Below are 26,353 nucleotides of genomic sequence, written 5' to 3' on the forward strand. Positions count from 1 at the left end.
AAGGACACACCATGTCGGTCGGTACGCTGGTGCCACCTCCTAATGTGGTTGCGATTCCCGTCTTCCAGGCCGCCGCCATCGAAGCGGACCTGCGCTCTGAGCTGATCGAGGCGATCAAGGCCGAAGCCATGATCAAGGGCGTAACACTGCCAGTGGCAGCCAACGCCATCGCGCAGACCCCCTTTCAGGTGGACTCTCTGATCGTGGTTTCGATCCTCCATGTGGTCGAGCCGCTTGTCGGGTTCGAACTGCCAGAGAGCGTCGTGCGAACCGGCGGCTATGCCTCGGTCGAGCAGGCGGTCGGCCAGCTGCTGCCGCAGATCGAAGCTCAGTGGAAGAAATGCCAGGGATTGAAGCCATGACGCAGGCCGCATTGAAGCAGGACAGCGACGAGGACGAGCGGCGTCAGTTGGGTGATCGTCTCCGCGAGGCCCGCAAGTATCTTGGGCTAAAGCAGGAGGAGGTCGCGACGTACCTCAAGATCCCTCGGACGGCACTTACCGACATTGAGAGCGGGCAACGGCGCGTGGAAGCGCTTGAGCTGACCCGACTCGCCAAGCTCTACCGTCAGCCGGCGGCGTTCTTCACCGGTGAGGACGAGGTGGCTGCGAGCCTGCCAGTCGACGTGGCGCACTTGGCGCGTCGGGCGGCCGCACTCTCGCACGAGGATCGCGACGAGCTAGGCCGCTTCGCCGACTATCTCCGGTCGCGCTCGCGCGTCGAACAGGGCTGACGCGCATGGCGGCGGTCGATTATGCGGGAGCGGTGCGCGCCGGGACGCAGGCTGCGGCGCGCCTTCACCAGCGGATCGACCTGCGCACGGCTGTCGAGGCACGAGGCGGCAATATCGATGTGTTCAGCGCAATCCAGGCGCTCGACCTGCCGCTGCTACTGCGGCCATTGAACAGCCTGCTCGGCGCCTACCTGAGCGATCCCGCACCGGGAGTGTTGGTCACCACACAGCGGCCAATGGCGATCCAGCGGTTCACCGCCGCCCACGAGCTCGGCCATTTTACCATGCGGCACGAGCCGAGTCTCGACGACGACAGTATTCTGCGGCGGATGCCCATGGCTGGGGCGCCCAAGGAGGACTTCCAGGAGGTTGAGGCGGACGCCTTTGCCGTTAACTTCATGATGCCGCGATGGCTGATCCAGTGGCATGCCGCCCGGCAGGGCTGGACGGTGGCAGACTTCCACCGGCCGAACCGGGTCTATCAGCTCGCGCTGAGGCTCGGCGCCAGCTACGAAGCGACCTGCTGGACGCTAGTTCGTCATCGCCTAGTCACGGCGGCGCTCGCCCGCGAGCTACAGCAGACGCAGCCACGTGAGCTGAAGGTCGCCCTGCTCGAAGGTTACCGGCCGCAGGACTATCGCGGCGATGTCTGGCTGCTGACCGAGCGTGATGCGGGGACGCGCATCGACGGCAGTCGCAATGACCTCTTTGTGCTCCGACTGAAGGAGCATAGCGGCGGCGGCTATCTCTGGAACATTGATCAGCTTGCCGCGAGCGGGTTCGCGATTGTTCGCGACGCGCTTGAGGCGATTGATGGCGACGGTATCGGTGGCCCGGTCATCCGCCGCGTGACCGCCGCTCCTGAGGAAGTCGGGCGCGGCATGCTGCAGCTTGATGAGCGGCGACCGTGGGAGCCTGAGCCGCCGCTTTCCCGCTTGCAGCTCGACTTCGACCTGACGGGCCCAGAAGAGGAAGGCTTGTCTCGGGCCGAACGGCGGAGGCTGCTTGAAGCCGCATGACTCTGATTACGGTTCAGAAAGATCTCCGGGCTGAGCTCGGCGAAGCTCGCAACCAGGGATCACGACCGACGTGCCTCGCTTTTGCGGCCAGCGACGCCCACGCCGCCTTGCGGCCTGGATGGTCACCGCTATCGTGCGAGTTCGCCTTCTATCACGCTCAACGCCTTGGCGGGCGCTCACCCGACAGTGGCGCGACGGTCCCCGACATGCTTGCGGTGCTCCGTCAGGAGGGGCAACCTGAGGAGAGCGGCTGGCCGTATCTGCCCACGACGCCGACGGACGTGACGGTTTGGCAGCCACCTGCCTTGACTGGTCCGTTGTTCGGCCGCGCCGGCACTGCCTACCCATGCGTGATTGATGGGCTTATTGGCAAGCTTGATCGTGATTCTCCAGTGATCTTGTTGCTGATGCTATCGCGCTCGTTCTACGCGCCAACCGCCGACGCGGTGGTTCGTCCTGCACCCGGCGAAATACCGGAGCCCGCACGACGGCATGCAGTTCTCGCTGTCGCGCACGGGAGCGTCGATGGAGAGCGCGCGATCCTCGTTCGCAACAGTTGGGGTCTGGGTTGGGGCGCGGTGGGGCATGCTTGGCTGACCGAGACCTTCATCGCGCCGCGCCTGTTCGGGGCGGCGCTACTGACGGAGAATATCGATGTATCTGCCCGTTCCGCCGCAGCTTGACTGCGCCGCGGCATGGCGGAACGCGGTGCGCGCCGTCGATGCCGCACCCGGCCACCAAGCTTACAACGTCATCATCGACGTCTCCGATCCCTTGGCGAATGCTACCGTCGCGCATCCTGGCATCGCCGCAGTTGACGCCTTTCTGACGCCTCGCGCAAAACCGGTTGACACGGTCGCAAACACCATTTTCCCGGCCTCCCTCTACATGCGGCACGGCGCTCCGGCATTCTTCGATGTCTTCGCGGAGCGCGTGCTGCCGAAGGTACGGCGGGGCGAGCGCTGGTCTGGCTACTATTTTGAGCGCATGACAAATTTTCCTGTTCTGGCGGGAGATCCTCCAAACCAGCTTTGGGAAATCGTCACACGCATGAGGAACGACAGCGTGAAGGCGCTGAACAAGTTTGAGCTGTCGCTATTCGATCCTGTCCGGGATGTTGATAACTCTCCTTATGGCGGTCAGTGCCTCAGCTTCTTGAGCTTCAAGGTCGTACCTGGCACTCCGCGCAAGCTGATCCTGACTGCCCAATACCGGAACCACTATTATGTCGAGAAGCTGCTTGGCAATTTGATCGGACTGGGTCGCCTGATGAGCTTTGTTGCGCGTGAGGCAGGGCTAGCGGTGGGGCCGCTGACCGTCGTCTCGACTCATGCCACGATTGACCAACCAGGCGGCGCGAGCCGCACCGAACTCAAGAAGCTCTTGGAACAATTTGATCAGATGATGGTCCCGCTGGCAGTGTGAGACGCAAGCGGCAGCTCAGGTGCGACATCGTCGTTAACTAGGCCATAGATGGCATGGACGCCGGCGATGAACTCGGTTTGCCCGCCATAACTCGGATGCCGGACGGTCATCACCGGGGTGTTGATCCCGGCGAGTGCCAAACTGGCATCACGACCGATCGCAATAATGCGCCGTGGCGCGACCATCGAGATTAAGGCAGTCAGGAACGGCCAAGTGGCATCGCGTTCGGCCCGGCTGTGGCAACGATTGGTGAGTGGATTGTTGTCCTCATGCGGATGCAGCGGGAAGATGTTCCATAGCACGACGGGGGCGCCGACCCGTGTGAGCACCCGCCAGACCACGGCTGCCGTTCGTTCGGCGACCGCAGGCCCGTGGGTTGCTCGGTCGAGTGCAACTCCGCCCATCAGCGTGCTGGCTGAAGTCAGATGGATTTCGTCGGTCAGCGGAACTCCGGTTCGCCTGCCTCCGCGGTAGCCGAGATCGCGAGCGATCCAGATGGTGTCGACGCGCGCCTCGATCGCGGCTTCGAGACAATGAATGAGATTGCGCTTGCGTACATGAGCAGCATCGATGCGGTCATAAAGGGCGCAGTGGTCACTATAGGGGTTGAATACGGCCTTCAGCGAGGTGCTGGCGAGCGCGTTAGCGAACGTGCGCGGAGTTTTCACGAGAGAGGCTCGATCATCATTTGATGGCTATCCATGTCGAGGAGAAGGCGCCCGCGACGATGTTCGCGCAGGAAGCGGAATGCTGCGTAGCCCTGAAGGATGGCATCCTCCCAGAGCCACAGCGGGCAACGCTCCGCTTCATAGCCTGCGGCGAACTGGCGGACGTGTTTTAGAAGGTCGAATGGGAGGTCGCCTGGCTTCATGCCGGCGAACAGGTCGAGCTCCAGCGCCTGCCCAAAAATCCAGGTGGTGATGCCTTCTTCGATTAGTGTCGCGCGCGCACCATCTTGCGCTTCATCGACCTTAGGAGCGGATTTTCGTTTTAAGCGGAGGAGCGCACGGATGACGGGTGACCAGCTCAGCACCGCAACGTACGCGTAATGGAACACGTCGTGGAAGCGGTAATCGTCGGCTGTCATAGCATTATCGGTCAGTCGATCGCCGATGTTGATGCCGTTGCAGCGCTGGAAGACGTAAGTGCGGCCGCGAACCTGCCGCTCAAATATCTCTACGGCGAGTCTACGCGGCAGCCGTTCTTCCGGTTCAGCGGTCGCATCGAGAGGCTCGGGAAAGTGGCGTTCGCGCGGCCAGCGGTCATCAATCTTGGCTAGATTCTTGATGGCTGCAGCCTCCAACGTCACACCGGCTTCGTCAGCGGCTTGTATGAGGGCTCTCGCTACACCTGCGAGGCGGCTGACCGTAATTGCGCTCCGGCCGCCGTTCTCGCTGACGAGCAAGCCAACCTGGCCTGCCAATTTCAGCAAAGTGCGTTCAAATGCTGCCGTAGGTTCACCAGCCCGCGGCATGATCGGAGGCTGGAGGGCGGCGAGTGTCAGTTCGCCATTGACTTGATGCACGCGCTCGGGCGCAGCTGCTGCAAATACGTCCGATAGTGGCGCGCCCGTCCGCGAAGCGACCGCAGCAAGATACCAGAGTACGTCGCCGAGTTCCTCGACCACAGCGCTGGCGTAGCCACGATAGGAGATGCGGTCGCGCTGTTTCTTCTTGACCTCGCTGAGCAGGCTACCGGTTTCGCCAAAGAGGCCGAGCAGCGGAAACGCAAGCGAACCGCCATCGCTATGTTGGTCAGATAGGCTGGCCTGAGCAGCGTAATCAGCAATGCTAAGAGGTCGAAATTCGGGAGTCGTTTCGGTCAATTTTCGCCCCCCCATAGCAGGCTGTCTGCTCTCGGCCAACTGTACCATATTAGATGGCCTCTATGTCCGCTTTTAGATGATTTCAGGGCCTCAATGTAGGGCAGTCGAACTTCCGCAATCCACCCTGTGCAGCGGTAGACCAGTTAAGACGGATGCGGGCGGAACCGCTTCGCCGGTCGCCCCCTCATGGCTCGGCGACCCCCATCTCCTAGGCAACCTCGGTGATGGCCTCGTTCGCGGCGTCACCGGGATGGGCTCCGTCGTCGTAGGCGTCCCGCCAGAGGTGATCGGGCAGGTCCATCAGGCCGACCATGACGCGGCCCGAGATGCGGGCGTTGACCACGCGCAGGAAGCCGTAGAAGCCGAGATGCCCCCCGGCGTACTCGAACAGGCTGTCGTGGGTGTCCCGGGCACCCGGTGTGTGGTGGATCGGTTCCTTGCCGGCGAGTTGAAACGGCTCGGCGGCCGAGCCGCGCGCGGCGACGGCAGTGAAGGCCATGGGGCTTCCTCGGGTCGGGTGATCTGGAGAGAGGGAGCCCGGCCTCCTGGCCGGGCCGCGTCGGTTAGGCGGTGTGCGCCGCGGGCACCCCGGCCTCGCCGGGCGGCGGCATGACGCCGGCATCGGGGCCTTCCTCCTCGTTGCCGTCGAGCAGATGCTCGGGGTTCTCGATCCCCTCCTCGTCCTCGGCACCGTCGTCAGCGGCGTGGCCACCTCGCCGCAGGGTGGCCATCTCGGCCTCCCGGGCGCGGTCGGCCTCCGCCTGACGCCGCTCCTCGTCGGTGAAATCGAACCGCACCAGCGGGTGCAGGAAGGTCCGACCCTTCAGCTGCTCGACGATGGCCGCGCGGGTGGCCTTGCCGGTGGGACGTGGCAGCACGCTGGTGGCGGTGGCGGTGCGCTCGATCGCCGCCTTGCTGAGGTTGCCGAGGAACTCCTCGGTGGCCGTGGTCGGCAAGTAGGCATCGGCGTCCACGGCAATGCCGGCGACGCGCGCGACCGTGCCGGAGGAAGAGAAGCCGACCCGGCAGGACAACGCTTGGCGCAGCATACCGCGCGCGGCGGTGCGCAGCGTGGCCGGGTCGGTGGTCAGCACGCCGCCCTCGGTGATCGAGGCGGCCAGCGAGCCGCGCTCGCCGCTGCCGACGTCATTGCCATGGGCCCCGGAGCGGACGCTGACGTTCTTCCCGGCAAAGGCCAGCACCAGCAGGCCGATCAAGGCGTCGTCGCCGATTTCGGCTTCGGCGAAAGCGGTGTGCAGGGCCTCGGTGCGGAGGTCGCCGACCATGGCCTCGCCCTTCTGGGTGAGGTCGGGCCGCACGGCCTTAGGTGCCACGTAGTCCTCACCCGTCCCGGTGCCGGACGACGTGCGGCGCGATGCCGGCTCGGGCACCTGGAAGATGATCTGCTTCACCTCGAAGCTGCGCGGGTCGATGTAGCAGCCGATGGTGTCGTCCTTGCCGGCCTTGTCTCGGTAGCTGCGCTGGGCCCGTGGGGGTAGCGTGGGCGAGCCCCACTGATCGACGGCCAGCAGTACCCCCTTGGCGGGCAAGTTGTTCTCCAGCCACGACATCTGCGCCTGCGCAAAGGCCTCGACATCGGTGGTGAAGCGGCTCTCGGTGCCGCCGGGGGCGAACAGGTCGTCGAGCCAGACGACGTTGAATGCTTCGCGCTCGGCCTCGCCGAACTTGGCCGCGGTGTAGAAGATGCGTCGCTTGTCCAGCCCGTGCGAGATCATGTGCCAGTTGGCGTGCTCGTTCCGCTTCGGCTTCTGCGACTTCCACACCGAGGCCTGCTCCTCGGCCGAGGCGAGGCCGATGGTGCGGAGCTGCTGCTCGGTGGGCATGTCGCCGCGCGCCATCTGCGTCAGCATGGCCGGCAGGATATGCGTCATGTGTCGCAGCACGTTCACACGGCGCACCGACATATTCATCGCGGTGGCGATGGCCTCCGGGGTCCAGTCCTCGCTGACCAGGGCCTCGACCGCGCGCCACTGATCGACCGGATTCATGCCGGCGCGAACCATGTTCTCGGCGAAGGCGCGCACGCCGTCGGCCCCGGCCACGGCGTCGTCGCCGTCCTCGCGGATCAGGACGTGGATGCTCCCCAGCTTGGCCTTGATGGCCACGTCGCGACGACGGTGGCCGGCGATCAGCACCACCTCGCCGTCGCGCTCGCGCGCGGTGGGCGGCTGCAGGATGCCGACGGCCTGCACGTTGGCCAGCAGGATCGCGTCCGCCTCCGGCCCGGCCGTGGTGCGGCGGGGGTTCTCGGGGTTGTCGCGCAGTTTCTTCGGGTCGATCTCGATGAGCTTCATGGTCGGGGTTCCCGCTCCGCAGAGGTTCCTGTCTCCCCATTCCTGGGTTGACCCCTCCCCGGCAGCGATCGGACGGGCTCCGGCACCACGGCGGGCGAGCGGCCCTGCCCCGGCGCGGGACGCGGCCCGCATAGCGGGGTGCGGCCTAGCGGGGCCGGGCTGCGCAGGCGGCCGTGGAGCGAAGCGGTGCCGGGGCCCGTCCGGGTGCGACCGCTTCTCCCCCCCTCCTCTCCATACCTCCTCAAACCTTCATGCTGCGTTGCACAAATTAACTTGCTCCTCGGACGCACCAGCCTGTTTTGTGCAGCGCAGCAACCGGCTTGGCCGATGCTGCATTCTTGGACGTTTCCTCCCTAAACTCGGGCGGCACCTTTGGGCGCCGCCCTTCTTTTTGGCTTGATGTCAGGCCGCGGCGGAGAGTGTCTCCTCCTTCCCGGTCAGGGCCAGGGAAGCCTCCAGCTCGGCCATCTCGGCGCGCTTGGCATCAAGGTCGGGCTGGAACTCGAAGCCCTCGCCGAGCCGCGCCTCGTAGGCCGGCAACTGCCGCTCGGCCTCCGTCAGCTTGCGGCGGTGCTCGGCCAGTTCCGCCTCGAAGCGCCCGAGATCGTATTCCAGCCGCGATACCAGCCCCAGGGCGGTGAGGTCGTCCTCGACCCGCACCTCGTGCTCGCCGCCGGCGCGGGTGAGCAGCAGGTGGATCTCCAGGTCCGCGCCCTGGCGGTAGCGGCGGGCTTCCAGCTTCAGCGGGAAGCCGCCGATCTGCCCGAGATCCCAGTCGCCCTTGCGGCCCTCGAACTGCACGGTGCGGATGAACTTCAGCAGGGCAGCGCCGGCCACCTTGCGCTCCGGGAAGTCACGGCCCTCCACCTCCATGCGGAAGTCGTCGCCCCGGGTGGAGACGCGCTGCGCCAGATCCACCTCGGCGTCGGCGATGGCCTGGGTGGCCCGCCCGATGGTCGAGCGCGCCTCGGCCACCCGCCGCCGCACGGCGTGCTGGTCGTCGAAGTGCGCCGCGCGCAGGCGGTCGAGGCGGGCCAACTCGGCTTCCAGCCCGGCCTTCTGCATCAGGCGGGGGTCGCCGGAGGCGATGGCCTTGGCCATGGCGAACTGGTTCGCCTGGCTGCCCACGTCCTCCAGCCGGCGGATCGAGCGGTCCCCGCCGAGCGCCGCGGCGATGAAGCGGGCCTTGCGCTCGTTGTTCTGCCACATCTGGGCGTCCATCGAGCCCAGCGTGGCGTAGGCGTAGAGGCCGATCTCCTCGTTCTGGTTGCCCTGGCGCTCGATGCGCCCCTCGCGCTGCTCGATCTCGGACGGCAGCCAGGGCACGTCGAGGTGATGCAGGGCGGCCAGGCGGCGCTGGGCGTTCACGCCGGTGCCCATAGTGGCCGACGATCCCAGCAGGAAGTCCATCTGGCCGTTGTTCATGGCGTTGAACAGCGACTGCTTGGCCTCGGACTTCTTGGTGTCCTGCATGAAGGCGATGCGCTCGGCCGGCACACCGCGGGCGATCAGCCCCTCGCGGATCCAGCGGTAGGCCGAGAAGCCGCGCGTCGCCAGTGCTCCCTCGGTTCCGAGGTCCGAGAAGATCATCTGCGTGGCGCCGGGCACCGGGTGCGGCGAGCCGTCCGGCTTGCGGAAGCGCCGGTCGCGGGTCTCCGACCAGATGCGGAAGGCGTTGTCGATGAGCAAGTTAAGCTTGTTCTCGGGCTCGTTGTCCTGCTCGGGCACCACGAAACGCAGGTCGATGGCGGCGTGCCGGCCGTCGGTGATGACGGACAGCAGGATGTCCTGCCCCTTCTCGGGCTTGCCCTTGCGCTCCTCGATGGCCTTGATCCGCGCCGCCAGGGTGCGCTGGTAGGCCTTGAAGGCCGGGCTGGCGGGGGCGGTGATGATCTGGCGCTTGCCGCCGGTGATCGACGGCAGCTTCAGGTACTGCCGCAGGTCGTCCTTCGACACCACGTCCGCGACGGTGCGGAACATGGCGATCAGGTCGGCGACGTTGACGAACTCCGAGAAGCGCGTCACCGGCTTGTAGTTACCGGAGGGCTGCAGTTCCAACTCGGTGCGCGTGTCGCCGAAGTTGGAGGCCCAGGCGTCGAACTCCTGGATGCCGCGCTCCTCCAGCATCTCGGGCTGTATGAAGCGCTGCAGCGTGAACATCTCGCCCAAGGTGTTGGTGATCGGCGTGCCGGAAGCCAGGATCAACGCCCGGCTCGGGTTGATCGTACCGATGAAGCGCGACTTCACGAACAGGTCCCACGCCCGCTGCGAGCCGTCCGGGGCGATGCCTTTCAGGCCGCCCATGTTGGTGGCGAAGGACAGCTTGCGGAACTCCTGCGCCTCGTCGGCGATCACCTGATCCACACCGATCTCGGCGATGGTCAGCATGTCGTCCTTCGTCGTCGAGAGGCCGTCCAGCTTCTCCTGCATCCCCTCCTTCATGCGCTCGATGCGCTTGCGGGCGATGCGGTCGTCACCGTCGAGCCGCTCCAGCAAGGCGGAGTAGGCATCGAGCTGCTGCTGCACGAGGCCGCGCTCGAACTCGGCCGGAGTGGCGATGAACTTGAAGGCCGAGTGGGTGATGATGATGCAGTCCCAGTTGGCCGTCGCCGCCCGGGCCAGGAAGCGGCCGCGCTTGTCCTTGGTGAAGTTGGTCTCGTCGGCCACCAGGATGCGGGCGCCCGGATAGAGCTGCAGGAACTCGCGCGAGGCCTGGGCCAGGCAGTGGCCCGGCACGGTCAGCATGGCCTTGCCGATCAGGCCGAGGCGCTTCTGCTCCATGATCGCCGCGGCGATGGTGAAAGTCTTCCCCGCCCCGACGGCGTGGGCGATGTAGGTCTGGCCGGAGGCGACGATGCGCCAGATCACCCGCTTCTGGTGCGGGCGCAGCCCGATCACCGAGGAGGCGCCGGGCAGCTGCAGGTGCTCGCCGGAGAAGTGCCGCGGCACCAGGCTGTTGAAAGCGTCGTTGTATAGGCGGACCAGCCGCTCGGCGCGGTCGCTGTCGGTCCACACCCAGCGCTCGAAGGCACCCTTGATCTTGGCCAGCTTGTCCTTGGCCGCCTCGGTCTCCTGAGCGTTGAGCTGGCGGTGCTCGCCGTCGGCGTCGCGCCACACATCCCAGATCTGCGGGATGGAAGCATTCAGGGCGTCGTCCAGCAACTCGCCGGCGTGGCGGCGGTGCGTGCCCCACTCCGAGGTGGCCGAGGCCTCGCCCGCGAAGCGGCCGATCTCGATGCTCCAGTGCGCCACCTCCACGGTGTGCCGCACGGTCGTCGTCACCCCCATCACCTCGCGGATGAAGTCGGCGATGTCGGTGGCCGGCAGCCACGGCGCGCCGAGGCGGGCGGTGATGTCGGAGGGCCGCAGGTCCTCCGGCTGCACCCGCTCCAGGGCGGCCACGTTGCGGGCGTAGCGCTCGTCCAGCGCCGAGGCGGCGCGGGCGGCGGCCAGCTTGCGGCGGACGTGGCCGGACAGGTACTCGTCGGCGGTCTGCCAAGCCTCGAAGCCCGCCGTGGTCAGGCCGGGGTCGAGGAACACGGTGTCGCCGAGTTCGGCCAGCACCGTGGCGCGGTCGCGGCCGATCAGTTCGCCGATGCGGTCGACGTCCACCACGGCCAGCTCGGCTAGCGTCAACGCCAGGGCGTCGGCGGCCGAGACGATCACCGGCTCGGCAGGGGCGTGGATCACCCGGTCGGTGAAGATCGGGCCCTTGGTCGCCTCGCCGGTCTCGAGGTCGTACTCCTCGATCGACGACACCAGCCAGCTATCGGGATCGTCCAGGAAGGGCTGCAGGTTCGGGCGGCGCACGCTCTCCCGCACCTCCCCCGTGGCCTCGTCCGTGCTGGTCGAGACGTTGGTGAGATTGATCGGGCCAAAGCTGCGCACGAAGGCGCCGTAGGCGGCGCGCAGCCGGACCTGGGCGGCGCCGAAGGGCTCGTCGCGCTCCTGAGCGCGGATCACCTCGCGCACGGCGTCGCGGACCGGGATCAGGCCGCGGATGATACGTGCGTGCTTGGCGAACAGGCCGACCGTGCCCTTGCCCGACTTCACCGCTACCTCCTCGGCGCGGCCGTCCACCACCTGCAGCAGGGTGCCGTTGTCGCCCAGCAGGTAGCTGCCCTCTTTGACCGTGGCGCCCTCGGCGGCGGTGCCGACCTGCAGGGTGGGTCTGGCCACCCGCACCGGCGCCGTGGCGGCGTGCGGGGGCTGGTGGATGCCTTCGGGCAGCCGGGAGACAACCTCGGCCAGGGCGGCGGCCAGGTCGCGGCCGTCGCGGGCACAGTCGTAGGTCAGCCCGAACTGGCTGCTGGTCCAGCCGTGCCGCCCGAGCACCATCTCCGGGTGCGCCGCGAAGTAGGCGTTGACGTGGATCGCCGCCTCGCCGTCCTCGGCCGCGACCACTTCCTCCAGGTGGGCCCACTCCACCCCGTTGGCGGCGGCGCCGCGCTCGCGGCGCTGCAGGAACAGCACGTCCACCACCACGTCGGTGCCGGCGGCGGCGGCGAAGGCGCCGGCCGGCAGGCGGATGGCGCCCACCAGGTCGGCCGTGGCCGCGATGTGCTCACGCGCCTTCGGGTCCACCTTGTCCATGGTGCCGTGCGAGGTGACGAAGGCGGCCAGACCGCCGGGCCGGAGGCGCTCCACGGCGCGGGCGATGAAGTAGTCGTGCAGCTTGAGGCCGAGCTTGCCGGCCGCGTCCTCGGCCCGCACCGTGCGGTCGGAGAAGGGCGGGTTGCCGACCGCGAGGTCGAAGCTCTCGCCCAGCTTGGCGCGGGTGAAGTCCTCGTTGCGGATCCAGGCCTTAGGATACAGCAGCGCCGCGATGCGGGCGGTGATCGGGTCCATCTCGATGCCGGTGACGGCGGAGCAGTCCTCGATCGCCTCGGGGCGCAGGGCGAGGAACTGGCCGGTGCCGCAGCCCGGCTCCAGGATCGAGCCGCGCTGGAAGCCCATGCGGGTCAGTCCGGCCCACACGGCGCGCACCACGTACTCCGGCGTGAAGTGGGCGTACTGCGTGCAGCGCGACAGCGACGCCAACTCGGCGGCCGACACGGCCTGCTCCAGCCCGTCGCCCTGCTCGGCCCAGCCCTCGCGCCACGCCTCGCCGGGGCGGCGGAACAGGGTGTTGGCGAGATCGCCGGCACCGTAGCCGACGAAGCGGGCCAGCACCGCCTGCTCCTCGGCGGTGGCCGGCCGAGTCTCGCCCTCGATCCGCTGCAGCAGGCGGATGGCCGCCAGGTTGTCGGCCGCGCGGGCCTTCCAGCCGGCGGCGAGGCCGCGGTCGCCCGCGAGCCGGAAGTCGCGGGCCACCACGCGCGGGATTGCCGGAGCGATCGGCGCCTCGGGCGCGTCGTCCTCGTCGTCGTCCCCGCCCAGGGTAGGCAGCAGTCCGCCGTTACCACCCCCGAACAGCCCGAAGGGCGAGGTCAGCGCGGTGCTATCGAACAGGCTCAGCTGGGCGGAGGCGGGGGCGGTCTTGGCCATGGCGCGGGGTTCCCGTGCGCGCACGCGCGAGCGCCCGGCGGCCCATGGGGGCGGCCGGGTGCGCGTGACGCGATGCTGGTGGTGAGTGGGGACTCTGGTGGGGGCGACGCCCTCGGGGGGCGCCGGTCGAGGCTCAGGCCGAGTCGGGGGTCATCCCCTGTCCCGATCCATCTTCTTCCTCGTGACCCCTCCACGCCGGCCGCCCGGTTCGGGGCGGGGCAAGGGCGACGCGCAGCGGCGGGAGCGGAGCGACTTTACCCTTGCCGCGCACCGGGCCGCGGTGGCAGCGGTTCTTCTCCTCTCCTTCTTTCCCTCTCCTGGTCCGCTCCTCATCGCCTCATGAGGTCATGAACCTACATCTTAGGTGAACAGGTCCGATTGGACGTTTCGGCGTCCCTCGTGCATCGCCGCGAGCATTAGCCGGTAGGCGTCCGTTGCCTCGGACTGCCGTCGCCGCCTGAGCCCGGCCTTGCTGTCGTTGCCGTCCCAGACCGCGCGCCAGCCGGTGACGCCCTCATTGGTCTCCCCGATCAGCACGAAGCGGGCGAGGGTCTGCAGGCGGTGCTCGAAGTCGTCGCGCGTGACCGGCTCCCGGCCGGGCCCGCGGGGGCCGTGCAGCACCTCGCGGGCGTGCTCGCGGATCTCGGCACGGGTCATCACCACCTCGACGGCGAGGACGTCGGCGGCCAGGAGCGGTCCCTCCACCTCGCCGACCAGCGGCAGGCCGGGGCCAGTGCGGTGCAGGAAGTGCTGCCGCTTCCTGAAGATCTCGATCACCAGGGGCCCGACGGCATCGGGCCCGCCGGTCATCGCAGGAAGCTTCTGCGCCAGTTCGGAGGCGACGGCTGCGGCTTGGCGGCGCAGCGCGCGACGGTGATCCTCGGCGGTGGACGGCCGTTTGCGGGGCATGGCTGATTTCCAAGAGTGGGGTATGCGCAGCTCCGGCGTCTGTCGGAGAGGAAGGCGGTCAGGTAGGACCGGCGGCTTCGCCGAAGGCGCCCGACGGTAGAGTCCACGCCGATGGCAGGCCGAGGATCGGCAGGTCCCAGGTCTCGCCGAGGGCGAGCGCCACGAGGTCGGGGCGGGCCAGGGCGACCGGGTAAGGTCGGCCGAGGTCGGCCAGGGCACGGATCGAGCGGGCGCGCTGGATGGTGCGGCCGAACCTCTCCTCGTAGGCCGCGATGCGCTCGAACAGCGCCGGGGCGATCAGGCGGATGGTGGCCCACTGCGCGGCCGAGCCGAAGATGCAGGCCATGCAGGACAGGCGTGACCAGCCGAGCTCGTAGGCCGGGTGCGGCCGCACGCCGTGGCGCTGCAGCGCATCCCACACCCGGCCCTCGTCCCAGCCGTGGACCGGACGCCAGTGATCGACGTGGCGCGGCCGGCGCGAGCCGCCGCGCGTGTCGGTGCGGTGCGGCTCGAAGGTGGCGTAGCGCGCCCGCGCCGCGCTTTCCTGCGCTCGCTCACCGGTCACCACCAGGGTGCGGCGGCCGAGGAAACGGTCCTGTCCGGCGATGGAGGCCGCGCCGACACCGATCTTGAGCGCCGCCGAGCACCAGCGGACGGAGAGGTCGGCCGAGGTCTGCGGGAACAGCATCCGGGTGTTACGCGGGCCATTACCTCCTGACCTCATGAGGGCATGAGGTGTTTCGAACAGGATGGGCGCCGTCGGTGCATCCTGACGCAGCATCTCGCGCTCGAAGCCGCCCTCGCGCCACGAGCGGAACAGCGGCAGGCCGAAGGCCGCCGCCTGGGCGGCGACGTAGGCGCCCGTCACCGGCCAGTCCATGAAAGCCGGTCCGCGACCGTCCACCTCATGGTGGTGCAATTCGATGCGCGAGGGATCTACGCCGCGCTCCAGCAGGTCGAGCAGGCATGCCGTGGCGTCCTTGCCGCCGGAGGTGAACAGCACGACGTGGTCGTAGGAGCGCAGGTCGGGGGCGTCTCCGACCCTATGCGTCAGCACGGCGGTGCTCACGCCTCCTCAGCGGTTTCGTCGCGCCGCGCCTCCTCGGCCGCGACGCGTGCGTGCTCGGGGTGGAAGCCGAGCAGGTAGTCGGCCATGCGCTGCGCCTCGGCCGCGGCGCGGAAGATCTCGCGCTTGTCCTGCTTCAGTGTTCTGAGCCACGATGCCACGTAACTGGCGTGGTTCGGAATATCGCAGGGCAAGCCCAGTTCAAACCCAACATAACAAGAACTTAGCTCGGCCCGGAGCTCCTCCTGGGCGTAAGCATGGCTGCCAAAGCGGCCGGTCAAGTCACGGTCGAGACGGTGCTTTGCGCCCGAGGCGTGCGCCAGCTCATGCAAGCCGGTGGCGCAATATCCCTCCGGCGTGGCGAAGGCAGCGCGCGGCGGCATCTGGATGTGGTCGGTGGACGGGCAGTAGTAGGCGCGGTCGCCGCCCTCGCGGAACACCACGCCGCTGTTGCGCATGATGATCTCGGCCGCTTCCGGCGTGCGCCAGGGCGCTTCCTCGACGCTGGGCGCATCGAAGGCGGGGATGCCGTCCACCTGGCTGGCGTGGAACACCGTGTAGGCGCGCAGCACCGGCACGGTGCGGGTGCCGCCCTCCCCTTCCCCACCAGCGTCGGGCGCGGCGTCGCCGTCGCGCAGGGTCAGCTTGCGGAAGAAGAACACGCGCGAGCCGCGCTCGCCGCGGCGGACCTGCCAGCCCTTGCTCTCAGCCTGCTTGTAGGTGAGCCAGCGGGGATCGGTGCCGGAGAAGCCCATCCCGGTCATGCCGAGCAGCAGCACATTGATCCCGTGGTAGCGCCGGCCGGTGACGGCGTTGCGCGGCGACAGCGGCCCGGCACCGGCCTTGTCCTGGTCCCAGGGGCGGCGCCACGGCACCGTTCCGGCCTCGAGTGCTGCGACCACCTGGTCGGTGATCTCGGCGTAGTGGTCGCGGGGAGCCGGGCGCTCGGACCACTGGCGACGGGACTGGGCCATCGGTGTTCCCTTTCATGTTCTCGGAACACCTCTCCGCCCCCGCGTCCGGGGTGGCCGGGGCAAGGGCGCGCGGAGCGCGGGAGCGCAGCGACGAACCCTTGCGGCGGCCATCCCCGGTGCGGGACGGCTTCTCCTCCCTCCCCTCATCCTGCTTCCGTCAGTTCCTCTTTCTCCTTTGCCCTCTCGGTCGTGGCCTCGACGGCTTCCCAGCCGAACACCGGAAAGCCGTCGATCTCAGCGGCGTCACGGTCGAACAGAAGGTAGTCGCGGCCGCACTGACGAGCCTGCTGGAACAGTGTCCACAGCGTGTCGGAAACCTGCGGCCGCTCCTCGCAGGCGAAGACGAACCAGCCATAGGGCGTGCTGGCGCAGAGCAGCTCGCCGGTGTCGTGGCCGGCGCAGGCATCGAGGAGCACCCGGTCCTCGTTCGAGAGGTGGGCATTGGACAAGTCGAGGAAGCTGCGGACGACGCTCATCGGCTGATTCCTCACCGGCTCGCGTGGACGGGGATGACGGCGGGGTGGGATGCCGTAGGGATCCGCACAGGCAGCGCGTGCAGCTTGTCCCAGGTCAGCGCCTCGCAGGCGCTCATGCGACCGGTGCGCAGCGCGATGTGTGCGCGGGTGTAGTGCGAACGATGGAAGCCGCCCTGCGCCAGCAGCCGGCAGCGCTCCCCCTCCGGGGCGCCGCAGGTGGGGCAGCCGACCGCGATCGTCGGATCGGTGTCGAAGGTCGCATTGCACCGGGTGCAGGCGATCGGCTTTCCCGCGTCGGCGGGCGGGATGCGGGTGAACAGGTCTGGACCTGGACGGGCAGTGAGGCGACGGATTTCCATGGCTGTGTTCCTTTCCGAACACCTCCCCGGCAGCCGTCGCCCCGCGCCGCTGGGGCAAGGGCGCCGCGCAGCGGCGGGCCGTCAGGCCCTCGCCCTTGCGGCGGGGGACGGGGTGCGGCACCCCTCCCCCTCCCGTCTCCCTCCCTGCTTTCCCTTCTCAGGCCGCGAGTGCCGCAGGCGTGGCGGCACCCGAAGTCGACGGGTTGACCAGCTTGCGGGAAGTGGCGTCCTCGCCGACGTCCTCCCGCAGGAAAGCGTGGTGGGCGAAGGTTCCTGCCTTCTCGGCGTCGTCGAAGCCGCGCGGCTTGCGCTGGCCCTTGGCCATGGAAACCGAGATGTCGAAGCTGGCGCCCGGGTTAGCGGCCAGCACGTGGCGGCCGAACTCGGACACGGCGCTGGTGATCCCACCCAGGCCCTCGACGGCGAGACGCCGTTGCGGCGCACCGCCGCCGATGCAGAGGCCGAGCTGTGTCGAGGTGCAGCCGTGCTCGCGCACGCGGCGGCCGGGGTAGGCGAAGAGGATGATACTGGTGGTGGCCACTGGGTGGTTCCTTTCTGGGTGGGTTGGTTCGCCGAGGCCGGTTCCTTCCGCCTCGACCCCTCCGCCGCGGCCGGACGCGGAACGGCGGGGCAAGGGCGCGGCGCAGCCGCGGGCCGTCAGGCCTCCCCTTGCGGCGTCGGGCCGCCGTGCGGCACGGCTTCCTCACCGCTTTCCTCGCGCTCGCCGATCGGGCTTCTCTCCTGCATGTCGCGCGCGACGTCGGCCTCTGCCTCCAGCCGGCGCATGATCGTGTGGCGCAGGGTGGCGTTGGCCTCGTCGCGCAGCACACGGTCGAGCAGCGCGGCTGTGGCACGGCAAGACAGCTCCAGCCCATCGTCGGGGCCGAAGCGCTCGGCCATCTGGAAGCTCGAGGTGCTCAGGGCCTCCACGGCACGGGCGACGTCCAGAAGGTCAGCCGGGCGCCACGGGATCGGCGGCCGATTCACGAGGCGGCATCTAGGGTCAGGGGCATGATCGCCGGCAGCACCGGCGGCAGGGAAACCGGGTGGCGAGGCTTCAACGCCCGGCTCCAGCGGTGCTTGTCGATCAGCGGGGCACGGTCGGTGCGCGCGCGCGTCGGGCTGTTCCACGACCGGCCGCGAACCTGGGCCTCTCTGATCCATCCCACGGCACGGAGGCTGCCGCCCTCCTCATCGGCACGGGTATAGGTGACGATGCGTTCGAAGCCGCGCGCCTCGGCCTCTCTGGCGGCCCAGCCGTACAGCTGCGAGCAGGCGTTCCAGGCCAGGGCGCGCGGGATGTCGCGGCGGATGCAGAGACGGTTCACCTCGACCATGCCCCGCCCCATGAGGCCGCGGGCGACCGGGTTGCCGACCATCACCACGCCCAGCAGCGTGGACCCGTTGGCGATGGCGGCCCCATAGCGCCAGGCGGTCGGGGCGGCGTTATGGGCGTGGTGGCGTCGCACGAAGTCTGCCGCGCAGGCGAAGCTCACCGGCCGGATCTCCGGGTTCCAGTCCAGCAGTAGCTGGCCGCAGCCGGTATCGGCCACGCGGCGCAGGCCGTGGCCGAGCAGGACCTCGGCACCGAGATGGCGCAGCAGGTCGCGCGCCCAGGCCGGGTCCTCGGCCATGCCGGCGCAGACCTCCTCGTAGGCAGTGAGGCAGCAGGTTTCCAGCTGGAAGGCGTGGTCGGACCATGCCTCCGCCAGTTCCAGCACCGCCGGCTCGCCGCAGTGGCAGCAGATGGTGGGAGCGTGCCGTGCCACGGCTCAGGCCGCCACACGACCGCAGCGCGCGGCGCAGCGGCGGTGAAGCTCGGCGACCACCTCGCCAATGCCTGCGACCATGGGGCCGTAGTTCGGCGCCTCGGCGGAGTAGCGAATGCGGTGGTGCTCGCCGAAGTAGCTTTCGCCAGTGCGCGGCTCCAACAGCACCACGCCGCGCACCTTCAGGACGCGGGCGAGCCGCGTCAGCAGCAGGGCGACGTCCTCGGTGCGGCCCTCCTGATCCTGCAGGCGGTCCATTGCCCGCCGTAGGGCGGGAATTGACTTGCCGTAGCGGCCGAGATCCGCTGCTGTGAAGACGTCGGTGTGCTCGGGGGTGTAGCCGTAGTGGACGCCGTAGGCGTCAACGCTGCGGTCGTCGATCTGGCACGTCCAGCGCAGGCCCTCGTGCAGGATCGGGCGGGGCGTGTCGTCCCAGCGCACCAGCGGGTGGAGGTCGCCGTACCGTGCGGGCGCTGCCTCGCTCCGCGTGTACATGACCAGGGCCTCGACGTGCGCGTAGGCGCCGTCGCGCGAGGCGTGACCGAGGGTGGGCCGCAGCACTAGGAAGTGCGGCAGCTGTGCCGGAGTGGGCATGGCTCAGTTCCTTTGGGTCGAGGGGAAAAGGGCAGTCGGGAGGCTGCGGGGCGCCCGTCAGGCCTTCGGGCTGGGCACCGGAGCGGCGGGCGGCAGCGGTTGCTTCAGCAGGGTACGAACCGCCACCCGCCAGCTCGCGAACCAGTCCACGAGGTCGGCGCCCGACACCGGCTCGTCCTCGTCAAAAGCCTCGGCCTCGAAGGCCACGGCCTCGTCCAGCAGGCGCTTCATGCCGGGCGAGCGGGCGAGCAGTGCGACGTAGGCCTCGGTCTCGCCGATGCCACGGTCGGAGCCGTCGTGGACGATGGCGATCTCGACGGCCGGGCTGCAGTCGGTGCGGACCAGGCCGTAGCCGTCCGCCATCACGTCCTCCAGCACCCGGACGGCGAGATGGCCCTCGATCTCGGGCAGGATGACGGGGCTCACCGGCGGGCCTCCTGATGGGCCGGCACGCGCACGGTGGAGGCGTGCTGCGTCAGGAAGCCCGGCAGCACGGCGCCGCCGAGCAGGATGGCCACGATGAAAATCAGACCGACAACGGCGCCGAGGTCTTCCCTGCGGCCCTGGCGCTTGGCGATGCGCTTCGCGAGATCCATGGATCCCATTCCTTCTGCTGAATCTTCTTCTCGAAGACCCAGCCCGCCGGCCACCCCGACCGGAGCGAGGCCAGGGCGCCGCGCAGCGGCGGGAGCGCAGCGACGAACCCTTGCCGCGCTCCGGGAGAGGGTGGCAGGGCTTCTCGCCTCCTTCCCTTTCCTAAACTTTCCTTCTCTCCTTACCCCGCCTGCCGTCCCCTCAATCCCGCGAGCATCTCGTTGAGGGCGTCCATGCCGGCCTGCCGGGGTGATATTCGCGTCGGTCGTCGCAGCTCCGGGCGCAGCCAGCCCTCGTGGCGGTTGTCCGCCGGGATGTCGTCGAGGAAGGGCGAGGGATCGACGTAGCCGCGCCGAAACTCGGCGTAGGTGACGGACACCCGCTCCTTGCCTCGGGTGAGTGCCACGTAGGCGAGACGCCGCTCCTCGGACGCTTCGCCGTACTGGCTCGGGAACGCCGTGGTGTTCCACGCCGGCAGGAAGACGTGGGCAAATTCCAGCCCCTTGGCCCGGTGCAGAGTGAGTAGCTGTACCCGCCCCTCGGTGTTCTCGCCCGGCGCGGCGCTGGCCAGGGCGGCATGCTCCAGCAGTTCGGCCGCCGAGTGGAAGCCGCCGGCCAGCAGCACCAGCTCCGCCAGGTTCTCCAGCTTGCCCTCCACGGTCTCGGCCCGGCTGTCGCGCAGCCATTGCCGGTAGCCGGTGCGGTCGAGCAGCATGGACAGCCGATCGGCGACCGTGGCCCCGGTGTCGGCGGCGACTGCGCGGACGGCATCGGCGAAGGCCCCGGCCGCCCCCCGCACCTTGGGCGGCAGCTCGGCGGTGTGGCAGGCGGCCAGCAGCGAGGAGCCCCGCCACTCCGCGTCGCGCTCCAGCAGGTCGAGCGCCTTCGGACCGATGCCGCGCGGCGGGCTGTTGCAGGCGCGGCGGAAGGCCTCGTCGGACTGGCAGTCGTCCGGGCAGGTGGCGAGGCGCAGCAGCGCCAGGGCATCCTTGACCTCGGCGCGCTGGTAGAAGCCGACATCACCCACGAGCACGTAGGGCACCTTGGCCCGCAGCAGTTCCTCCTCGATGCCGCGCGACAGGTGGTTGGCGCGGTACAGGATGGCGATGTCCTGCCAGCGCACGCCCTCGGCACCGCGCTTGCGGATCTCGGCGGCGATGCCGATGGCCTCGGCCTCGTCGTTGCGGAACCTGACCACCTCGATCGGCTGGCCCTGCTCTCGGGTCGGGCGGAGCGTCTTGCCCAGCCGCGTTTCGTCGCGGGCGATCACCGCGTTGGCCGCGGCCAGGATGTGGCCGGTGGAGCGGAAGTTCTCCTCCAGCTTGACCACGGCGGCGCCGCGGAAGTCGCGCGTGAAGCGGCGGATGTACTCGATATCGGCGCCGCGCCAGCCGAACACCGCCTGGTCATCGTCCCCCACGGCGAAGATCTCGCCGTGGTCCTTGGCCATCAGCCGGAGCCAGCGGTTTATGTGGAATGCATTGTCAAGCGATCTGGCCGAGTGCTGAGTCGGTACGAGTGGCCGGTCATGGCAGCTTTTCAGGGTCAGTACCGGATATGATCTGTCCGGGAGTTCGCCCATCCAACGCAGGAACCTCCTGCAGCTTGGCAAGCATGCCGTTCAACGCCGTGACATCGCCCTCCACGGCCGCCCGTTCGTCCGGGCTGAGCCACACCTCCTCAAGCAGGCGCGCTGCGGACCGCTGCGCTTCGAGCGCCTGCCCTTTCGCCGATGCTTTTGGAACGTTGAAGAAGCACCCAGCGCACGCCATGCGGTGCGGGCAGGTGCTCCAGAATGCGTTGCTGCAGTAGGAGTCACCCAGGTCGTAGTACTTCCAGGGCGCGGCATCGGGCCTTGCAGAGCCGCTCGCAATCGCCTCTTGATCGACCACCACCTCAATCATGTGCGCCATGCGATCAGCTTTTGCGAAAGCGCCGGCCAAACGGGTTGGCTTGACGCGAACATAGTACATCGTCGACTGCGGGTTGCGGTGTCCGCACCAAGCCATCAAATCCAACAAGGTCATGCCTTGTGGCGCGTTAGCCAAAGCCGTGACCGCCGAAGCGCGTCCGCGATGGGTGGAGGCCGTGTGAGAACGTAGTGTGTGCGACTGACAGACCGTGCTTCGCGGCCGGGCTGCGGCGGAATGGGTGAGTTGAGGTGTGCCGTCAGGCCTGGATGGCCCTGATCATCGGTCCGACACCCAGGATCGCGATCACCCGCTTCATGTTGTAGGCTAGAACATGCAGGCTCATCTCGGTGCTGACCCGCTTCAGCGTGCGGGTGAGGAAGTGGGTGGCACCCATCCAGGCCTTGATGGTCCCGAACGGGTGCTCAACTGTTTGCCGCCGTAGGATCATGGCCTGCGGCACTTGGTCGAGCCGCTTCTGCATGGCGTCCAGCACGCCCTCGTGCTCCCAGCGTTTGATGCGCCGCTGCTTGCCGGTCGTGCACTGCGGCTTGATCGGGCAACTGGAACAAGCGTCGGTCCAGTAGTTCCGCAGGGTCATGCTATCCTCGACATGGTCGAACCGCCACGTCAGTCGCTCGCCGGCGGGACACCGGTAGGCGTCCTGACGGGGCAGATACACGAAGTCCTGCTTGCCGAACCGGCTCTCGGCCTTGGCGCCCGAGGTCAGCGGCTTGGGCACGTAGGCGGTCGCACCCGCCTCCTCGCAGGCCAGCACCTGCCGCCCCGAGTAGTAGCCGCGGTCGGCCAGCACGCTCAACCACGTGCGCCCCGTCGCCGCCTGGGCCAGGACCGTCATCGGCGCCAACTGGGTGCGGTCGTGACCGAGGTTGGTCACCTCGTGCGCCACGATCAGGTGGTGCTCGGTGTCGACCGCGGCCTGGACGTTGTAGCCGACCAAGCCGGTGCCCTTGCCGTTGGTGGCCATGGCCCGCGCATCCGGGTCGGTCAGCGAGATCTGCTGATCCGGCGCCGCCGCCACGGCCACCTCCATCTCGCGCAGGTGGCGCATCCTCTCCCGCAGCCCGGCCAGCCGCTCCCGCAGGCGCTCGACCTTGGCGGACGGCACGTCCGGCTCCTGCCGGTCGGCGGTGTCGAGGAGGGCCAGGTAGCGGGCAATGGAGGCCTCCACCTGCTCGATCCGCCGCTGGATGGCGCTGGGCGTGTAGTTCTTGTCGCGCGTGTTCACCGCCCGGAACTTGCTGCCGTCGATCGCCACCAGGCTCTCGGTGAACAGGCGCAACTCGCGGCACAGCATCACGAACCTCCGGCAGGTGGCCTGGATGGCGGGGCCGTTGTCGCGGCGGAAGTCGGCGATGGTCTTCAAGTCGGGCGCCAGCCGGCCGGTGAGCCACAGCACCTCGAGGTTGCGCCCCGCCTCACGCTCCAGCCGCCGGCTGGACGGCACCCGATTCAGGTAGCCGTACAGATAAAGCTTGAGCAGCGTCGCCGGATGGTAGCCGGGGCGGCCGGTCTCGGCCGGCACCGCACGAACGAAGCCCAATTCGGCGAGGTCGAGCTCGTCCACGAACGCCTCGATCGCCCGTACCGGGTTATTCTCGTCGACGTAGTCATCGACGCACTCGGGGAGCAGAAAACTCTGTCGCCGATCATGCCCCTCGATGCGTCGCACCATCACTCTCCCCGTGGAAGTAGGACTTGGCTGCTGTTCCCCCGTGAGGTCCCCGCAGGCAGCAAGCGGCCGAGGTCAGGAACCGGCGTAGTTGGCCGCCAGATCAAGCAGATAATGACCGTGCACGCTGCACACCGCGAGATCCACGACAATGACGAGGAAAAGGCTAGCTCCATCAGTGTCGATCAGCACCTGCTCGAACCGGCCGCTGGCGTCACGATAAACGTGCGCGACATCCCGAACCTCCCCTACCGAGCCCAGGGGCAGGTCGATTGCCTCCACGTAGGGCCAGATATCCACAGCGGCCTCAGTCGTCGCCGTCACGTCCCGCATGGGATCAGCAAAGCACGCCAGGAACTCGTCCCTCGTCAGGAGGCGCGTCGAGATCATGGCCCACTCCTCGGCTCCGCCTCCGTGGAGTGTACCACTAGCCGGCAACTATGGCGTTTTCACACAATCTCGCTGGTAATCCGACCGCGGGTATCGTGCCGGGGTACGCCTGCCTTGTCGCAGAGTATGGAGATGACCGTCCGGTTCAGCATATCGTTGCTCATAGGCGTGCCGCGGTACTGGAACAGCAGCTTGGCCTTCTCACCGGTGAACTCATCGACAACGGCGGTCTGTTCAGGCCGTACTGCTGTCCACGTATCGATGTACAGCTTGACGGCAGCGGCCACCGGTTTGCTGAAGGCAGTGAAGGTCTTGCCAGCAGGGACGTCGAGGTAGCACAGGGTTCCGGGCGCTACGCTGACGCCGGCGTCGTCCACGATGGTATCATCCTGGGCGCGGGCACAACCTAACCGAAGTCGCAGGATCTCGTTGCCACGCAGGCCTGCGTGGGTCCAGATCACGGCAACCGCTTGCATCGCCTCGAACGGGTAGCGAAATCGGGCCCGTGGCAGATCGGAAGGTTTGAGGTTCAGGCTAGCCCAGACGAGCTTGAGCCAGACGGCATCGTCGATCGTGCGAGGGTTGACGCCCAAGTGTCGCTTAATGGAGTTGGGAGTCGCCAAGTGATAACGCGGATTACACCGCAGCGTCGTCCACTCCCAAAGCTGGCAGTCGGTCAGCAAGCGTCGTACGGCTTGGAACATGCCGCTCTTCGTGTCTGCGTCCAGCGGCTTGCCGCGGTTCGGAAAGTTCTGTTGCTTGACGGACGCCAGCGACCATTCGCCGACCTTGAGGCGGTCTACTGCCGCGAGGAAGTCAGCGCAGATCTCGACACTCCAGTGCGCCGGGCTGGTGATCTCGGGATGTACCTTGGCAAGCCATAACCCAGTCCGCAACATATAGCTGTAGTGCGTTCCCCGGGCGTGCGGCCGGAATGTCGAAGTATCACGCCACCTCTGACACCAGTGAACCCATTCCGGGTGGATGCCTTCGGTGCTCCTCTCCCGCCACGACGCTGGAGGACGTCGGTTCAGCGGCTTCGCCATAATGCCTAGCAAGGTCAGACCGTGCGACACCCTGGTGACCCGCGTCCGGATCGTGGCACGATAGCGATCTGCCACACGCTCCAGAGCCGCTTCATTGAGGGTTTCGAGCAACGGGCTGCCATTCTCGAGCGCCACCGCGGCGAAAGTGGTGGGCATGAAAGAGGGCATGCACGCCTCGCCGTAGCCGACGCCACGCAGCACCTTCAGCAGGCGCTGACATTCGTGATCGAATAGCGACGTGCCGAACACCGCCCGTGCCGTCAGGGGAAGGCTGAAGCAGAAGCGCAGGTCGTACATGCGACGGAAGCCGCCAAGCGTGTAGGCGACCGCCAACAGGTACGGCTTGGTAACCTTGTTGGACGTTGCGGCCGGACTGTGCAGGAGTTCGAGCCAATCCTCATCCCCCCATCCCCAATACGCCTTGCGCCGACGGCCCACCTCATCCAGGACGAACCTGATGGTGCGCAGACGACCCTGGGGCTCGAAGTCTTCCGAGGACAGCACGTCGGCAATCGGCCGGAAAAGACGAGGCAAGCGGTACTCTCCAAGCTTGAACAGCGGATTGGCTGCCCAAGTCTCGAAGGTACGGTTCTCGTCATCAGATAGCTCAGGGCTGCGATCATACTGACCGGGGTCGAATTGCCGGTTGCGCGGTGTGAAAGCGGATGTCGACATGCCAGTCAGGGCCCCTCGAACAGAAGGCTGTCGAGCTTGCGATCGAGATGCCCTACAGTTGCCGCCATCCTGGCCAGCATGTCGGTACCGGACAGGTGGATGTACTGCACCGTGGTCTGGACGTTGCGATGTCCAGCATAGGTTGCAATCTCGTGCAGGCGCCAGCCAGCACGGGCGAGGTGCGTGAGCCGGAGGTGACGCAGCGTATGCGTGCTGAAGCCTTCGACGCCGGCTTGCCGTGCTAGGCGCTCGACTACCTTGCTCCAGGTCCACTTGCTAACGGGCTGCCGCCGGTTTCGGTCCGACTCGGAGAGGAACATCGGCCCGGGGCGCGGGTCGAGTACTCGGCGGCGACTAAGGTACGCGGCCAGCGCTGGTGTTGCCGGGGCAGCGTAGCAGACCACCCTCGCCCGGCTGCCCTTGCTAGTCTCGGGTCGGATCCTGACAAGACGATGAGCAACGTCAAGATCGGTGACCTGCAAGCCAACCAGCTCCTCACGGCGTAGCGCCCCGTAGTAGGCCAGCGCAAACATGAGCCGGTTGCGCAGTCCTTCCCGCGCTGCCTCAGCAACGAGCCGCGTCCAATCCGCCTCAGAAGGAACGTAGGGCAGGCGGACCAAGCGGCGCACAAGACCACGCTGTGAAGCGCCATGGTCGGCCTGGTGTCGATCCGAAGGACTGTACCGCCCCCGTGGCACCGGGTTCCTTTCCCGCAAGCCCTGGTACAGCAGGTGATCGTACCAGAGACGAACAGCCGTGAGTCGCTGCTGCAAAGTTGCGTTGCTAACCGGCGATGTGGTGGGTGTGGCGTCGGTCTCCCCACGAAGATAGCGGACGAACAGCGAGACATGCTCGAGCGTCGCGGCCGGGGCATCTATGCCGTGGGCCCGACAGTAGCGAAGGAACTGGTCAAGGCCACGGCCGTAAGCCTCGACGGTCGCCGGCGATCGTCCCAGGTTGTCGAGCAGCGTCAGCCAGGACCTGCCTTGTGGCTCGGCTGCGACCAGTGGGTAGTGCGACCAGATGGGCGTGGGCATGTTGCACTCCCTGTAGTCGGCATTGGAAGTCGAGGTTCTTCCGTAACGATTTAAGCC

At 67.8% G+C, this 26,353-nt stretch carries 27 protein-coding genes; 5 read left to right on the forward strand and 22 right to left on the reverse strand.

Annotation, left to right across the window (positions count from 1 at the left end; translation table 11 throughout):
* The first annotated feature begins 11 nt into the window (after positions 1 to 11).
* Genes NRP21_RS18420 through NRP21_RS18440 form a run of 5 tightly spaced genes read left to right on the forward strand, consistent with a single transcriptional unit; the run spans position 12 to position 3,177 of the window.
* Complete coding sequence (locus NRP21_RS18420; RefSeq protein ID WP_257717698.1) at positions 12 to 362, forward strand: hypothetical protein; 351 nt, start codon at positions 12 to 14, stop codon at positions 360 to 362.
* Positions 359 to 733, forward strand: a complete 375-nt coding sequence (locus NRP21_RS18425) for a helix-turn-helix domain-containing protein (RefSeq protein WP_257717699.1) — start codon at positions 359 to 361, stop codon at positions 731 to 733. The genes NRP21_RS18420 and NRP21_RS18425 overlap by 4 nt, the downstream gene beginning before the upstream one ends.
* 5 nt (positions 734 to 738) lie before the next feature.
* The gene (locus NRP21_RS18430) at positions 739 to 1,752 is read left to right on the forward strand and encodes an ImmA/IrrE family metallo-endopeptidase (RefSeq protein WP_257717700.1); all 1,014 of its coding nucleotides are present in this window, start codon (positions 739 to 741) and stop codon (positions 1,750 to 1,752) included.
* On the forward strand, positions 1,749 to 2,435 hold the full coding sequence (locus NRP21_RS18435) for a C1 family peptidase (protein ID WP_257717701.1): 687 nt from the start codon (positions 1,749 to 1,751) through the stop codon (positions 2,433 to 2,435). Before NRP21_RS18430 ends, NRP21_RS18435 begins: the two co-directional genes overlap by 4 nt.
* A complete protein-coding gene (locus NRP21_RS18440) occupies positions 2,407 to 3,177 on the forward strand; it encodes a thymidylate synthase family protein (RefSeq protein WP_257717702.1) in 771 nt (256 codons plus the stop codon). Before NRP21_RS18435 ends, NRP21_RS18440 begins: the two co-directional genes overlap by 29 nt.
* Here NRP21_RS18440 and NRP21_RS18445 read toward each other — a convergent pair.
* The 22 genes from NRP21_RS18445 to NRP21_RS18550 all read right to left on the reverse strand — a co-directional run bounded on the left by NRP21_RS18445 (position 3,150) and on the right by NRP21_RS18550 (position 26,296).
* Positions 3,150 to 3,845, reverse strand: a complete 696-nt coding sequence (locus tag NRP21_RS18445; protein ID WP_257717703.1) for a uracil-DNA glycosylase — start codon at positions 3,843 to 3,845, stop codon at positions 3,150 to 3,152. The genes NRP21_RS18440 and NRP21_RS18445 overlap by 28 nt on opposite strands.
* On the reverse strand, positions 3,842 to 5,002 hold the full coding sequence (locus NRP21_RS18450; protein ID WP_257717704.1) for a nucleoside triphosphate pyrophosphohydrolase family protein: 1,161 nt from the start codon (positions 5,000 to 5,002) through the stop codon (positions 3,842 to 3,844). The genes NRP21_RS18445 and NRP21_RS18450 overlap by 4 nt, the downstream gene beginning before the upstream one ends.
* A 208-nt stretch (positions 5,003 to 5,210) precedes the next feature.
* Complete coding sequence (locus tag NRP21_RS18455; protein WP_257717705.1) at positions 5,211 to 5,501, reverse strand: hypothetical protein; 291 nt, start codon at positions 5,499 to 5,501, stop codon at positions 5,211 to 5,213.
* 64 nt (positions 5,502 to 5,565) lie between these two features.
* Complete coding sequence (locus NRP21_RS18460; protein ID WP_257717706.1) at positions 5,566 to 7,317, reverse strand: ParB N-terminal domain-containing protein; 1,752 nt, start codon at positions 7,315 to 7,317, stop codon at positions 5,566 to 5,568.
* Between the two features lie 402 nt (positions 7,318 to 7,719).
* Positions 7,720 to 12,804, reverse strand: coding sequence for an N-6 DNA methylase (locus NRP21_RS18465; protein ID WP_257717707.1), 5,085 nt, complete (start codon positions 12,802 to 12,804; stop codon positions 7,720 to 7,722).
* A 360-nt stretch (positions 12,805 to 13,164) separates the two neighbouring features.
* Entirely contained in the window at positions 13,165 to 13,713 is a 549-nt protein-coding gene (locus NRP21_RS18470; RefSeq protein WP_257717708.1) for a hypothetical protein, read from the reverse strand.
* 58 nt (positions 13,714 to 13,771) lie between these two features.
* Complete coding sequence (locus NRP21_RS18475) at positions 13,772 to 14,770, reverse strand: phosphoadenosine phosphosulfate reductase domain-containing protein (RefSeq protein ID WP_257717709.1); 999 nt, start codon at positions 14,768 to 14,770, stop codon at positions 13,772 to 13,774.
* An 8-nt stretch (positions 14,771 to 14,778) separates the two neighbouring features.
* Positions 14,779 to 15,753: an ArdC family protein gene (locus tag NRP21_RS18480; protein ID WP_257717710.1), complete on the reverse strand. Its 975-nt coding sequence runs from the start codon at positions 15,751 to 15,753 to the stop codon at positions 14,779 to 14,781.
* 143 nt (positions 15,754 to 15,896) lie between these two features.
* Complete coding sequence (locus NRP21_RS18485; RefSeq protein WP_257717711.1) at positions 15,897 to 16,229, reverse strand: DUF5983 family protein; 333 nt, start codon at positions 16,227 to 16,229, stop codon at positions 15,897 to 15,899.
* An 11-nt stretch (positions 16,230 to 16,240) separates the two neighbouring features.
* Positions 16,241 to 16,588 carry a hypothetical protein gene (locus NRP21_RS18490; protein WP_257717712.1) on the reverse strand — a complete coding sequence of 116 codons (348 nt, stop codon included), beginning with the start codon at positions 16,586 to 16,588 and terminating at the stop codon, positions 16,241 to 16,243.
* Between the two features lie 157 nt (positions 16,589 to 16,745).
* Complete coding sequence (locus NRP21_RS18495) at positions 16,746 to 17,129, reverse strand: hypothetical protein (RefSeq protein ID WP_257717713.1); 384 nt, start codon at positions 17,127 to 17,129, stop codon at positions 16,746 to 16,748.
* Between the two features lie 116 nt (positions 17,130 to 17,245).
* The gene (locus NRP21_RS18500) at positions 17,246 to 17,575 is read right to left on the reverse strand and encodes a hypothetical protein (RefSeq protein ID WP_257717714.1); all 330 of its coding nucleotides are present in this window, start codon (positions 17,573 to 17,575) and stop codon (positions 17,246 to 17,248) included.
* Complete coding sequence (locus tag NRP21_RS18505; RefSeq protein WP_257717715.1) at positions 17,572 to 18,357, reverse strand: XF1762 family protein; 786 nt, start codon at positions 18,355 to 18,357, stop codon at positions 17,572 to 17,574. Before NRP21_RS18505 ends, NRP21_RS18500 begins: the two co-directional genes overlap by 4 nt.
* Positions 18,358 to 18,360: 3 nt before the next feature.
* Positions 18,361 to 18,951, reverse strand: coding sequence for a hypothetical protein (locus tag NRP21_RS18510; protein WP_257717716.1), 591 nt, complete (start codon positions 18,949 to 18,951; stop codon positions 18,361 to 18,363).
* Between the two features lie 57 nt (positions 18,952 to 19,008).
* Positions 19,009 to 19,377 (reverse strand): hypothetical protein, encoded by a 369-nt coding sequence (locus NRP21_RS18515; protein ID WP_257717717.1) that lies wholly within the window; start codon positions 19,375 to 19,377, stop codon positions 19,009 to 19,011.
* Positions 19,374 to 19,547 carry a hypothetical protein gene (locus tag NRP21_RS18520; RefSeq protein ID WP_257717718.1) on the reverse strand — a complete coding sequence of 58 codons (174 nt, stop codon included), beginning with the start codon at positions 19,545 to 19,547 and terminating at the stop codon, positions 19,374 to 19,376. The genes NRP21_RS18515 and NRP21_RS18520 overlap by 4 nt, the downstream gene beginning before the upstream one ends.
* A gap of 179 nt (positions 19,548 to 19,726) precedes the next feature.
* Complete coding sequence (locus NRP21_RS18525) at positions 19,727 to 21,127, reverse strand: ATP-dependent helicase (RefSeq protein ID WP_257717719.1); 1,401 nt, start codon at positions 21,125 to 21,127, stop codon at positions 19,727 to 19,729.
* Complete coding sequence (locus NRP21_RS18530; RefSeq protein WP_257717720.1) at positions 21,072 to 21,572, reverse strand: hypothetical protein; 501 nt, start codon at positions 21,570 to 21,572, stop codon at positions 21,072 to 21,074. Before NRP21_RS18530 ends, NRP21_RS18525 begins: the two co-directional genes overlap by 56 nt.
* A gap of 142 nt (positions 21,573 to 21,714) precedes the next feature.
* Positions 21,715 to 23,151, reverse strand: coding sequence for an IS1182 family transposase (locus NRP21_RS18535; protein ID WP_257717721.1), 1,437 nt, complete (start codon positions 23,149 to 23,151; stop codon positions 21,715 to 21,717).
* A gap of 72 nt (positions 23,152 to 23,223) precedes the next feature.
* The gene (locus NRP21_RS18540; protein WP_257717722.1) at positions 23,224 to 23,538 is read right to left on the reverse strand and encodes a hypothetical protein; all 315 of its coding nucleotides are present in this window, start codon (positions 23,536 to 23,538) and stop codon (positions 23,224 to 23,226) included.
* Positions 23,539 to 23,597: 59 nt separating this feature from the next.
* Positions 23,598 to 25,259 (reverse strand): site-specific integrase, encoded by a 1,662-nt coding sequence (locus NRP21_RS18545; protein ID WP_257717723.1) that lies wholly within the window; start codon positions 25,257 to 25,259, stop codon positions 23,598 to 23,600.
* A gap of 5 nt (positions 25,260 to 25,264) precedes the next feature.
* Positions 25,265 to 26,296: a tyrosine-type recombinase/integrase gene (locus tag NRP21_RS18550; RefSeq protein ID WP_257717724.1), complete on the reverse strand. Its 1,032-nt coding sequence runs from the start codon at positions 26,294 to 26,296 to the stop codon at positions 25,265 to 25,267.
* Positions 26,297 to 26,353 lie beyond the last annotated feature (57 nt).

It is taken from the genome of Roseomonas populi (genome assembly GCF_024594815.1).
Taxonomy (GTDB): Bacteria; Pseudomonadota; Alphaproteobacteria; order Acetobacterales; family Acetobacteraceae; genus Roseomonas; species Roseomonas populi.